Below are 12,656 nucleotides of genomic sequence, written 5' to 3' on the forward strand. Positions count from 1 at the left end.
GTTTCCCTTCATAATTTCATTCCATAATAAACCTATAATACACATACTTAGGAGGTTAAAAATGAATTGGAATGATACTACCGCAAATTCATATGAACAAAGAATTCCATGTAAAATCCCAGGCTACTACAACCTATATGAAATGATGAATCATTTCTTGTTTACTACACTCCCTAAAGAAAATATGAATCCAAATTTACTAGTTATAGGTGCTGGTGGTGGACAAGAAATTCTCTCAATAGGCAAACAAAATAGCAACTTATCTTTTACAGGTGTTGATCCATCTGAAAGCATGCTACAGCTAGCTAAAAAAAGAATTGAAAGCGAAGGCATACAAAATCAAATTCACTTTGTACATGGAACTGTCCATTCATTATTAACCAATCCATTATTTGACGCTGCTACTTGTATGCTTGTTCTTCATTTCATCCCAACTATTAAGGAGAAAAAAGAGCTTCTTAATGAAATTAGTAGTCGCTTAAAACCTGGTGCTCCATTCTTTCTCTCTACAATAAATGGTGTACCCCATACAAGTATGTTTTCTGCACAATTGAATGCTTGGTGCAACCACATGATGCAAAATCAAATTCCATTAGAAGATTGGAACCGATTTGAAAATTCTTTTGAAACAGAAATATTTCCTATTTCCGAAACAAATCTACTAACTATCATGAAGGAATGTGGCTTTATTCACATCACTCGCTTTTTCAGTAGCTTTTTAATTGATGGATACGTTGCCTTTAAACAATAATGAAAAAAGGTAAGCAATTGCTTACCTTTTCCCTCTTCTATAGGTGACTAATAAACCTTAACCCTTTACTTAAAGAAGTCGGCACAACTGACGCATGATTTTCCCCTTCAGCTTCATAAAACGTAAATCTAAACTGATCGTGTTTTACTTGGAGAAGGCGCTCTGACAATTCGTTTGCCCCTACAACCATATGCTCTCGTTCTAGTGCCCCAACTGTAAGGAACACTCCCGTTTCAAACTTGGCACTATTTAATTCACCTATAAGATTCTCTTCTTTTTCAAGCACAGATTGGTTATTCCACCAAATAGATGGACTACTTATAAAATAATTTTGAAAGGCATTTACGTTTGTAAATAGTATATGTAAAGCAAATAAACCACCTAGCGAATGCCCAAATAACGTTTGTTTTCCTTTATCAATCTCAAAATCATTTTCGATTTGAGGCTTCAGTTCTTCTTCTATAAAAGTAAAGAAGTTATGTGCTCCTCCTGTTTTAGGCCACGGTTTGCCATCCGGTTTTAAAGGCGCATCTTTTGAAATTACGCTAGGCGTAAAATCATAACATCTTTCTTCACCTGAAAATGCCCCTTCAATACGATAACCAATACCTACTATAATGGCTGGTGAAACACCTGTTTTCTCTGCTCTAACTGATTGTATTTTAACCGCTTCATGGAATGTTTGAAAAAAGGCATTGCCATCTAATACGTATATAACAGGATATCCTGACTCTGGTGCTGGCTGCCTCGGCTTTGAAATATGAATTTGATATTCTTTACCTTCTAATTTTGAATACATTTTCCACTGTTCTGTATTAAATGTAATAACCTGCTGTTTTTCAATAGTAGTATTCATCTTATATCCCCCCTTCTTAACTCGTTACATATATTTCTACTTTCTCTTCTTGAGATACAACGCTATCGTAACCGAAACAAACAGGAGACCCATTATACGGATCAATCATGACACGTGCATCAATATGAAATACTTCTTTTAACACTTCATTTGTAATTATTTCTTCTGGGCTACCAGTTGTAACGATTTCCCCTTCCTTCATTGCAATAATTTCATCTGAAAACCTTGCTGCATGGTTAATATCATGTAATACCATAACGACCGTACAATTATGTTCTTTATTTAACTTCTCCACAATTTGTAATACATCTAATTGATGAGACATATCAAGATATGTAGTTGGCTCATCTAATAGCAACACTTCTGTCTCTTGTGCTAAAGCCATCGCTAGCCATACCTTCTGTCGTTGACCACCTGATAAATTTGCAATTTGTCTCGTTCGAAATTCAGAAGTTTTCGTTATTTCTAATGCCCAATCAATCATTTCTTTGTCTTTTGAAGTTAACTTATTTACGTTATTTCGATGTGGATAGCGTCCATAAGAAATTAACTCTTCTACTTTAAGCTCTCCTGGTGCAATTGGAGTTTGTGGAAGTAAAGCTAACTGCTTCGCAATTTCTTTCGTTGGAATTGTATTTAAATCCTGTCCTTGCAAATATACTTTACCGCTCTTTTGCTTTAAAATTCTTCCCATTGTTTTTAACAATGTCGATTTCCCGCACCCGTTTGGTCCTATAATTGTCGTTACTTTTCCTTCTTGTATTTCCACATTTAAATCGCGAAACACTGTAAGCTTTTCATAACTCGTTTCTAAATTTTTTGCACTTAAAATACTCACTTTTATTCCTCCTCTTACGCTTTCGCCTTATAAAGTAAATATAAGAAATACGGTACACCGACAATAGAAATAACGATTCCAACTGGTAACTCTACAGGGGTGAAAACTGTTTTTGCAATAAAGTCTGAAGCTATTACAAGGAACATTCCGATTACTCCACACGTAGGAATTATATATTTATGCTGAATACCGACGAGCCTTTTCGCTATATGCGGTGCCATTAATCCAATGAAACCAATACTTCCTGAAACAGCAACACATGCGCTCACAAGTCCGATACTACTTAATAGTAAAATAGATTTCTCTCTTTCTACTGAAACACCTAGATTTGTAATACTCGTTTCTTCCAATTGAAATAAATCTAATAAATAAGCTTTCTTTTGTATAAGCGGAATTAATATGATAAGCCACGGCAACATAGCAACAATATACTTCCAGTTTGCACTATATATGCTTCCAGACACCCAAACTGCAGCCATCTCGAAATCAGTTGACTTCATTTTGAGCGATAAATACATAGAAAACGCTCCAAATCCAGATCCAATTGCAATCCCTGTTAATAAAAGACGTTGCGAGTCTAACTTACCGTTTTTCCAAGAAAACAGATAAATTATTATAGCGGCTCCTAGCCCACCGACTAAACCAAACATCGGCATCATCATAATAGAAACCCAGTCTGTGCTCTTTAATTGCCCTTGAAAGAAGAACATGAAAATTACGATGGCTGTACCTGCTCCGGCATTCACTCCTAAAATACCTGGGTCCGCCAATCCATTTCTCGTAATCCCTTGAATTACAGCACCCGCAACACCGAGGCCTAATCCTACTAATCCAGCAATTACAATGCGCGGAAGGCGAAACTCAAAAATAACTAAATCATGGTCTGGTACTGGATCTATTCTAAAGAGTGTTTTAAATACATCTGTAATCGTAATATCAAACGTACCATTCGTTAAACTAATATAAATAGCACATAATATTAAAAATATACTAATCCCCATTGTCATTCCAAAACGTTGACTTGAACTTTTAAGCATGTCTCTCTCCTCCTCTTGTACGGATTAAATAAAGGAAGAAAGGAATTCCAATTAAGGAAGTAACGACTCCAATTGGCGTTTCAAATGGATAGTTTACAAATCTACTTAAAATGTCACATAATGCTAAGAAAATCCCACCAATAACGCCTGCACATGGCAAAATCCACTTATAATCTATCCCAATTAAAAAGCGAGTAATGTGTGGAATAATTAAGCCTACAAAACCAATTTTCCCAACTAAAGCAACTGCTGTTCCTGTTAAAAAGATAACTGATAAAATTGCCATCGCTTTAACTAGTTTTGTACGCTGTCCTAGATTAATAGAAACCTCTTCTCCTAAAGAAAGAATGGTAATAGATTTTGATATGAACAGTGCTAGAACTATCCCAATTATCCCAAAAGGAATCGTAATTTTAATTATATTAGGATCCACTTGATCTAATTTTGCATTAAACCAAAAACTAACATTTTGAGAGATTTGGAAATACGAAGCCATCGCGGCCGATACACTGCTTAAAAATGTTCCAATAACTGTTCCTATAATTGCTAATCTAACAGGGGATAATCCATTTTGAAGGAGTGAACCAAAACCAAACACTATACCGGCTCCTAGTGCAGATCCAATCATTGAACATAAAACCATACCGATCGATGACATTCCTGGAAGGAAAATCATACTAAGTGTAATAACAAAGGCTGCACCATCTGTCACACCCATAATAGAAGGGGATGCAAGATAGTTTCTTGTCATCCCCTGCATAAGTGCTCCTGATATGGCTAGAAATGCTCCGACTAAAAGAGCTGCAACTACCCTTGGTAAACGTGAAGTAATAATAATATTATGATTTACATCGCTTGAATCAAAATGAAATAATGCGTTCCACACTGTTTCAGCATCAATACTTTTCGCCCCATACAAAATAGAAAGTATAACTGTAAATAGGATGAGTATGGGTGCTATACATAATATGGTTACTGGTACTGCATTTGTTTTCTGCATATCATTCAACGCACCTTACTTATTATATTATTTAGATAAATTTTTCACTGCTTCTTTTAAGAATGCTGTTTTACTCCAAGCTGTACCACCTTGTGCCATTGGATCCACAACGTTTACAAATACTTTCTTTTCTTTCGCAGCATTCATACTTTGCCAAATTGGATTGCTTTCAATTTCTTCTAGCACTTTCGGTTTATTATTTTCGCTTGACTCGTATTGTAAGAAGATATAATCAGGATTAACTTCAGCAAGTTTTTCTAAAGAAATCTTTTCTTGTGCTTTTACAGTTTTTAGTTGTTCTGGTGCAGTTAATCCAAGATCTTTATAAATGACAGGATTAAAGTATACTCCTTCTGGATATAAAAATAGGTCGTTTGCTCTTAGTCTAATGACAAGTACTTTTTTATCTTTTAACTTATCTCCAAGTTTTGCTTTTGCTTTTTCAGCGTCTGCATTGTAATCTTTAATAATTTTTTCTGCTTTGTCCTTTTTACCAGTTAATTCTCCCATTAACTTTAAATTATCTTCCCAGTTTGTTGAAACGTGTGATACTGGGAACGTCGGAGCTACTTTCGTAAATTTTCCAGCTGTTTCTGCTGGGAATTTCGTACTTGATGTAATAACATCTGGTTTTAATTGAAGTAATGTTTCAAAATTTGGTTCCATTTTCTCACCAACAGATTTCGCACCCTCTAAATCTTTTTCAAGATACTTTGGTAATTTACCACCTACAGTAATCGCACCAACTGGTTTAATTCCAAGTACTGCCGCATCTTCCATCGACTCTAAACTAGCTGTCGCAATTTTATCTACTTTTGCTGGTACTGTGTATTCTTTACCTAAATATGTAATTTTTCGTTTTTCGTCCTTTTTCGTTTCCGTAGCTTTTGTCTGCTGCTTTTGCTCCCCTGAAGTTTTATCCGCACTATTACATGCTGCTAATCCTACACTTAAAACTGTAACCATCCCTAATGTAAATAATTTCTTGTTCATCTTTATATATCTCCTCTCGAAACCTTTAAATAGATTATATTCATATAAAAACTTAACTACATGAAACTTGTCCCAAACATATATTTCATTATATTAATAATTTTATCCGGAACTCAGTCTCATTCACTTCCCCTAAACTATAATTCTTTTTACACCTCATCCATTGATAAACTTTATCGATGATAATGATTATCGTTACTAAGTATATATTTAATATTAAATTATTTCAAGAATGATTTGAAAAATTTTAACAAACTGAATAAAAAAAGAAGTATCCTCCTTTCTCCAGGAAGATACTTCTTTTTTAGAAATCTATATGCAATTCAACTGGGCAATGGTCTGATCCCATCACTTCACTATTAATTTTTGCATCCGATATCTGCTCTTTCATTCTTTCAGAGACAACAAAATAGTCTAAACGCCATCCAATATTTTTCGCTCTTGCTCCCATCCGATATGACCACCACGAGTACGCTCCCTCCTGATTAGGATAAAGGTAACGATACGTATCAACAAATCCCTCTTCTAAAATGCGTGTAAACTTCTCCCTTTCCTCATCAGAAAATCCAGGATTTTTCCGATTACTTTTTGGATTTTTTAAATCTATTTCTTTATGAGCAACGTTTAAATCTCCACAAAAAATAACTGGTTTCTTTTCATCTAATCGCTTTATATAGGCCCTGAAATCATCTTCCCATTCCATTCTATAGTCTAAACGTTCTAATCCTCGTTTTGAATTTGGTGTATACAACGTTATCATATAAAAATCATTAAATTCTAATGTAATAACTCGTCCTTCTTGATCATGCTCTTCAATCCCTAAACCATATGTAACAGAAATCGGTTCTTTTTTCGTGAAAATAGCCGTTCCTGAGTAGCCTTTTTTCACAGCATAATTCCAATATGTATAATATCCCTCGGGATTTAAATCAATTTGTCCACTTTGTAATTTAATTTCCTGTAAACAAAATATATCTGCATTAGATTTTTCTAGATATTCTAGAAATCCACCTTTTGCAATAACTGCTCGCAAACCATTTACATTCCATGAAATCAACTTCATCTATGTTCCTCCTCTTGATGTGCATTTTCAATTTTCATGCTAACACAAAATAGATACCCTATCATAGTTTCATCTTTGTAATCTTGCTCTTACATTCGTAAATACGTACATACGTACTTTATTCAGGTTATACTAATGCCAGAGGTGATGTTCTGTGCATAATGAAGAGTTCACAGTAACAAATGAGTATTGGCAAGCAATTATTCATAATGACTCCACATATGATGACAAATTCTTTTACGCTGTAAAATCAACCGGTATTTTTTGCCGACCATCATGTAAATCGAGAATACCGAATAAAAACAATGTACGTATTTTTCTTAAGGCAGAGCAAGCATTACATGAAAATTTTCGTCCGTGTAAACGTTGTAAACCAAACGGGCTAACTTTACCTAATGAAGAATGGGTAGAGCAAATTAAAGAATATATCCAAAAACATTATTGTGACGTGCTAACCCTCGACTTACTCGCAGAAATATGCCATGGTAGCCCTTATCATCTACAACGCACTTTCAAGAAAATTGTAGGGATTAGTCCAATAGAATATATACAGCAATTCAGAATAAAAAAAGCGACAGAATACCTTTCACATACAAATCAATCCATTATGGAAATTAGTACTGATGTTGGGATAGAAAATCCGGATTATTTCGCGACTTTATTTAAAAAGAAGACAGGATTTACCCCTACTGAATATCGAAAAAAGAACGGAATAAAAGAGGTATGAAATAATGAAACCATATGAAAATAAAACTATATATTGGACATTGCTTATTCATAAACATTGGCGTATGCATACTGCAGCTACTTCAAATGGATTATGCTTCATCGGATCGCAAAATGAAACTTTTGAAGAACTAAATACGTGGGCTAGCAAAAAACTGCCACAACATACATTCATCCAAAATCCAGATTATCTGCAAACATATACAAAAGAACTTATCGAGTATTTGGAAACCAAACTAGAAACCTTTACAATTCCTATCGATGTTTACGGAACTGCATTTCAATTAGCTGTTTGGAATACGGTACGTGAAATTCCTTATGGGGAGACACATTCTTATTCAGAGATTGCGGAAAGAATTCAAAAACCTAACGCTGTACGTGCAGTTGGGACTGCCGTTGGGGCAAATCCTCTGCTTATCACTATTCCTTGTCACCGCGTTATTGGGAAAAATGGTAAACTTACCGGTTTTAGAGGTGGTTTAGAAATGAAAAAAGAATTGCTCAAATTAGAAGCGCTTCGGGAGGAGTAAATATGACAGAGGATTGTAATGAAATATTGTCTTTAGTCGTTCCAAAAGAATTTAGTTTTCAAGAAAACTTACGCTATCTATCGCGTTCTAAAAATGAATGTATGTTTCATATTGAAAATAATAAAATCTATAAAGTCATTCCTGTTCAAAACATAAATCCATTAGTTGAAATTGGTTTTAATGCCGATAGTAATATTCAAATACGTTTTTTAGGAGAATCATATGTCTCTGAAAAATGGGCACACGATGCCGTATCTAACTATGTAAAAGAGTGGTTTGATTTAACTACTGATTTAGCTCCCTTCTATAAATTAGCTAAACACGACCCACTCCTTCAAAAACCCATTAAAGAATTTTACGGTCTTCGTACTTTGGGAATTCCGGATTTATTTGAAGCACTATGCTGGGGGATTCTAGGTCAACAAATCAACCTCACATATGCCTATACTCTAAAAAGAAGATTAGTCGAAAATTTTGGCGATTATGTAGATTGGAACGGTAGAAAACATTGGATATTCCCATCACCTGAAGTAATAGCAAATTTAGATGTAGAAGATCTCGCAACATTAAAAATGACTACAAGAAAGTGCGAATACTTAATTGACGTCGCGCAGCTCATTACAGAAGGTAAATTATCAAAAGAATCTCTATTAAAAATACAAGATGTGAAGCAAGCTGAAAAACAATTAACTAGCATTCGCGGTATAGGGCCATGGACAGCTCACTATGTTTTGATGCGTTGTTTACGATTCCCTTCAGCTTTTCCAATTGATGATGTTGGTTTGCATAATGCAATTAAATTTATAGCAGGTTCCGAAAAGAAACCGACTAAAAATGAAATAAAAGAATTTGCATCAAATTGGACAAATTGGGAGTCTTACGCGACTTTTTATTTATGGCGAGTTCTATATTAAAATTTCCTAATAAAAAATAGATAGGAAAACCTATCTATTTTTTCACATGTAAAAACTTCACACATACTGGCTCTGGAACATTTACGTCCGTCTGTACAAGCGTTAGCTCCCCTGTCATTTCATCCCTAGCAAATAAAGTCAAAGTATTAGATCTTTCATTCGCTGCAATTAAAAATTTTTCATCCGGATCTAAAGAAAAATCACGTGGCCAATCACCTTCTGTCGATACTGTTTCAATAAAAGCGAGCTCTCCATTGTGCTCATTCACTCGGAAAACCGCGATACTATTATGTCCCCTATTTGCTGCGTAAACAAACTTGCCATCAGAAGAAATGTGAATTGCACTTCCGTAACTATCTTTTCTAAAATCTTCAGGTAATGTAGAAATGTATTGTTTTTCTTTAAAACTGCCACTCTTTGCATCATATTGAAGTACAATAATCTCTGAACTTAATTCTGTCATAACATATGCATACTGCGCACTTGGATGAAATATAAGATGCCTTGGACCACTACCATGTTTTACAGATAACCGTGTAACTTCTATTAGTTCTCCATCACTTTCTTTATATGTAATCACCTTGTCTATTCCTAAATCAACTGCTACTACATATTTTTCATCAGGAGTAAAATCTATATAATGAGCATGTGCCTTTTCTTGCCTTTCCTTATTTGGTCCTGACCCTTTATGTTCTACAATTACCGTAGCAGCATTTAAACTTCCATTATCCTTTTTCACTAAATAGGACTCTACTGTTCCTTTATGATAATTAGCTGCTACTACTATACTATTCTCCCGATTCACACTTACATAGCACGGCGATGCCCCTTCTAAAACTTGCATGCTAATCGAATTTAGATTACCGGATTTATTATGAATAGAAAAACTAGCAATTCCACCTAACCCATTATCTTTCGCAACAGAATAAAGGTACTCGTTGTTATGACTAATCGTTACATATGTCGGACTTCCTATATAAGCTGCTAATTCAATCCCTTTAAGTTCTCCGATGTTCGTATCAAGTATAAATTTATAAATCCCCTTACTCTCTGCTTTGGTATATGTCCCTATATAACCATGAAACTGATTTTCACTCATAACATTTCCCCCTTTTACAAACGTCTTGTAACAAGTTTCACTTTGTATTTTTTACTATAGAAAAGAACCAAGTAGCACTTCATTACTACTTGGTTCTCTTTTTAAGCTTGTTCTTCAAATCGTCTTGCGATTTCTACAATTACTTGAACAGCTTTTTCCATAGTATCTACCGAAACATACTCAAATTTACCGTGATAGTTTTCACCACCAGTGAAAATATTTGGCGTTGGTAATCCCATATATGATAATTGCGATCCATCTGTTCCACCGCGAATTGGATGAATATTCGGTTCAATATTTAAACTTTTCATTGCCTCATACGCAATATCAACAATTTCTCTCACCGGTTCAATTTTTTCAAGCATATTATAATACTGATCATTCATCTCTAAAACGATTGCATCTTCGCCGTACTTCTCTTGCATGTTTTTCACAATATCTTTAATGTTATTTTTACGCGCTTCAAAATGATTACGATCAAAATCTCGAATAATATAGTAAGCTTTACTTTGCTCGACATCACCATTTAAAGAGAGTAAATGATAAAACCCTTCATATCCCTCTGTATATTCTGGCGCCTCTTCTACTGGCAACTGTCTATCGAATTCCATAGCGAGTTTACTTGCGTTACGCATTTTGTTTTTCGCTGTTCCAGGATGTGTATTTGTCCCTCTAAAAGTTAATTTGGCACTTGCAGCGTTAAAACTCTCATATTCTAAACCACCTAATGGACCTCCGTCCATTGTATAAGCAAACGATGCACCAAACGCTTCTACATCAAAATGCGATGGTCCACGGCCAATTTCTTCATCCGGTGTAAATGCTACTCTTATTTTTCCATGCTTAATTTGCGGATTATGTATTAAATAATTCATTGCGACCATGATTTCTGTAAGACCAGCTTTATCATCTGCTCCAAGAAGTGTTGTACCATCAGTTGTAATAATTGTATGTCCTTTATATGATGGTAATTCCGGGAACTGTTTAGGTGTTAACACAACATTTAATTCTTCATTTAACGTAATCGCATTACCATCAAAATTTTCATGAATTTGTGGTTTTACGTTTTTCCCTGTAAAATCTGTTGCTGTGTCTAAATGAGCTAAAAAGCCGATTACAGGAACATCCTTATCTGTATTAGCAGGCAGTGTTGCCATTACGTAACCTTTTTCATCCATCGTCACTTCTGATAACCCAATCTCTTTCAACTCTTCCACTAATAACTTACCAAACTCAATTTGCCCTGGTGTTGTAGGCACTGTATGACTTTCTTCATTTGATTGTGTATCAATCTTTACATATCTCGTAAATCTTTCAATAAGTTCTTGTTTCAAATTCGTTCACTCCTTTTATAGTTCTCTCTCTATTATAATCCTTATAACGAAATATTTTAACTTTTTTGACTGTGAAAATATATATCCATTTACATTTTTAATAAATCATAAAAAGACATAACATTTGTACATTTAAATTCAAACATGTAATATACATCATTATATATTGGGAGGTTTTAAAGATGAGGCTAACTCTTTTTCGCTATTTTCTTTTTTTCCTAGGATTAATTTTTTTTGGACTTGGAAATGCTCTCGCAGTCAAAGTTAAATTCCTCGGTTTACATCCTTGGGAAGTTTTAAATATGGCTCTCTACCAACGGTTTGGGTGGACAATTGGTACTTGGAGTGTCATATGTGGATTATGTCTCGTTCTTATCTCTTTACTAGTAGATCGAAAATATATAAACGTGGGCACATTTTTAAATGCACTACTTATCGGTCCTATTATGGACTTTTTCTTACAATTAAAAATCCTTCCAAACGCTAGTGATTATTTATGGATAAACTTACTCATTTTATTTTCTGGTATTGCAATTACAGGAATTGGGGGCGGCATGTACGTCGCGGCTGGCATTGGTGCTGGACCCCGCGATGGATTCATGCTTACCATTTCTGACAAAACTGGGTTATCTATTAGCCGTGCTCGAATCATTGTAGAATGCTTTGTACTAGTCATTGGATTCATGCTAGGAGGTCCTGTTTTTATCGTAACTTTTCTATACACTTTTATTCAAAGTCCAATATTCCAGCATTCATTTAAGGTATTTCAAAAACTCTTACATACTTTAAATAACAAAAACAAAGAACGTATTAGTGAAAATATTTAAAACTCAACTTAATGCAAAAGAGTGTGTTTTAAAAGTAATTTTTAAAACACACTCCATATACCCCATTTCATTCTTCTCTCCATAATCTCTCTACATTCATTAATTGCTCTTCTTTAAATTCTAGCTTATATATATCCGGTTTGGATGTATTCATTAAAAATTCAAGTCCATATTGATTATCAAAATAGTTCATCATTAGTGTCATTACAAGCCCATGTGTACCAATTACAATTTTATGTCCTTGAAAATTCATTAATATTTCTTTTAACACTCTCACTACTCTTCTCTGACAATCCGCATATGACTCTCCATCCGTCAGTGCATATTCTGGATTAAAAAAAATCTCCTTTACAAGTGGGTACACTTCCTTATCCGATATAATTTTATCTTCATTTGAAAACTTACACTCTTTAAGATTTTCATATACTAATATTTCTTTTTCATGGAGATTCGCTGACTCTTCTATCGTTAACATAGCCCTCTTATACGGACTTGAAATGAAAGTATTAATTCCCTCTGTTTCTAATATCTCAGTTATTCTTTGAGCATCTAAAATTCCCTTCTCAGTTAATCCACGTGTTCTTTCATTTCCTTCTAATTTTGGCGATTCACCATGCCTAACCATATAGATATATGTATTCATAATTCCTCCCTTTTCTATATCCCTCTTTAAAGACATGACTATCAA

The 12,656-nt window shown here is 34.5% G+C and carries 14 protein-coding genes; 5 read left to right on the plus strand and 9 right to left on the minus strand.

Going from position 1 to position 12,656, the window contains the following annotated elements:
• The first annotated feature begins 61 nt into the window (after positions 1-61).
• Complete coding sequence (locus MKY70_RS19240; protein WP_088034650.1) at positions 62-751, plus strand: class I SAM-dependent methyltransferase; 690 nt, start codon at positions 62-64, stop codon at positions 749-751.
• A 37-nt stretch (positions 752-788) separates the two neighbouring features.
• Here MKY70_RS19240 and MKY70_RS19245 read toward each other — a convergent pair whose 3' ends face one another.
• From MKY70_RS19245 to MKY70_RS19270, 6 genes are all read right to left on the minus strand, one after another.
• Positions 789-1,607 carry an alpha/beta hydrolase gene (locus MKY70_RS19245; protein WP_044439843.1) on the minus strand — a complete coding sequence of 273 codons (819 nt, stop codon included), beginning with the start codon at positions 1,605-1,607 and terminating at the stop codon, positions 789-791.
• A 16-nt stretch (positions 1,608-1,623) separates the two neighbouring features.
• Entirely contained in the window at positions 1,624-2,445 is an 822-nt protein-coding gene (locus MKY70_RS19250) for an ABC transporter ATP-binding protein (protein ID WP_002014663.1), read from the minus strand.
• Positions 2,446-2,459: 14 nt separating this feature from the next.
• Positions 2,460-3,482, minus strand: coding sequence for a FecCD family ABC transporter permease (locus MKY70_RS19255; protein ID WP_088034648.1), 1,023 nt, complete (start codon positions 3,480-3,482; stop codon positions 2,460-2,462).
• Positions 3,475-4,482 carry a FecCD family ABC transporter permease gene (locus MKY70_RS19260; protein WP_088034646.1) on the minus strand — a complete coding sequence of 336 codons (1,008 nt, stop codon included), beginning with the start codon at positions 4,480-4,482 and terminating at the stop codon, positions 3,475-3,477. The genes MKY70_RS19255 and MKY70_RS19260 overlap by 8 nt, the downstream gene beginning before the upstream one ends.
• A 27-nt stretch (positions 4,483-4,509) precedes the next feature.
• On the minus strand, positions 4,510-5,475 hold the full coding sequence (locus MKY70_RS19265; protein ID WP_341025549.1) for an iron-hydroxamate ABC transporter substrate-binding protein: 966 nt from the start codon (positions 5,473-5,475) through the stop codon (positions 4,510-4,512).
• Between the two features lie 304 nt (positions 5,476-5,779).
• A complete protein-coding gene (locus MKY70_RS19270) occupies positions 5,780-6,538 on the minus strand; it encodes an exodeoxyribonuclease III (RefSeq protein ID WP_088034642.1) in 759 nt (252 codons plus the stop codon).
• A gap of 154 nt (positions 6,539-6,692) precedes the next feature.
• On the opposite strand from MKY70_RS19270, the gene MKY70_RS19275 reads away from it, so the two are divergent.
• Genes MKY70_RS19275 through MKY70_RS19285 form a run of 3 tightly spaced genes read left to right on the plus strand, consistent with a single transcriptional unit; the run spans position 6,693 to position 8,708 of the window.
• Positions 6,693-7,265 carry a bifunctional transcriptional activator/DNA repair enzyme AdaA gene (locus MKY70_RS19275; RefSeq protein WP_002190452.1) on the plus strand — a complete coding sequence of 191 codons (573 nt, stop codon included), beginning with the start codon at positions 6,693-6,695 and terminating at the stop codon, positions 7,263-7,265.
• A 4-nt stretch (positions 7,266-7,269) separates the two neighbouring features.
• A complete protein-coding gene (locus MKY70_RS19280; protein WP_002190454.1) occupies positions 7,270-7,794 on the plus strand; it encodes a methylated-DNA--[protein]-cysteine S-methyltransferase in 525 nt (174 codons plus the stop codon).
• Positions 7,795-7,796: 2 nt separating this feature from the next.
• Entirely contained in the window at positions 7,797-8,708 is a 912-nt protein-coding gene (locus MKY70_RS19285; RefSeq protein WP_088034638.1) for a DNA-3-methyladenine glycosylase 2, read from the plus strand.
• A 34-nt stretch (positions 8,709-8,742) separates the two neighbouring features.
• Here MKY70_RS19285 and MKY70_RS19290 read toward each other — a convergent pair whose 3' ends face one another.
• Together MKY70_RS19290 and pepT are read right to left on the minus strand one after the other, a co-directional pair.
• Positions 8,743-9,807 (minus strand): lactonase family protein, encoded by a 1,065-nt coding sequence (locus MKY70_RS19290; protein WP_088034634.1) that lies wholly within the window; start codon positions 9,805-9,807, stop codon positions 8,743-8,745.
• 101 nt (positions 9,808-9,908) lie between these two features.
• Complete coding sequence (gene pepT, locus MKY70_RS19295; protein ID WP_016100789.1) at positions 9,909-11,141, minus strand: peptidase T; 1,233 nt, start codon at positions 11,139-11,141, stop codon at positions 9,909-9,911.
• Positions 11,142-11,323: 182 nt separating this feature from the next.
• Between pepT and MKY70_RS19300 the strand changes: the two genes are divergently transcribed.
• On the plus strand, positions 11,324-11,968 hold the full coding sequence (locus MKY70_RS19300) for a YczE/YyaS/YitT family protein (RefSeq protein WP_088034632.1): 645 nt from the start codon (positions 11,324-11,326) through the stop codon (positions 11,966-11,968).
• 67 nt (positions 11,969-12,035) lie between these two features.
• Here the strand turns inward: MKY70_RS19300 and MKY70_RS19305 are convergent, their stop codons facing one another.
• Positions 12,036-12,611, minus strand: a complete 576-nt coding sequence (locus tag MKY70_RS19305; protein WP_088034630.1) for a histidine phosphatase family protein — start codon at positions 12,609-12,611, stop codon at positions 12,036-12,038.
• Positions 12,612-12,656: the final 45 nt, after the last annotated feature.

Origin of the sequence: Bacillus sp. FSL R9-9492 (assembly GCF_038007365.1) — a bacterium.
GTDB classification, from domain to species: Bacteria; Bacillota; Bacilli; order Bacillales; family Bacillaceae_G; genus Bacillus_A; species Bacillus_A mycoides.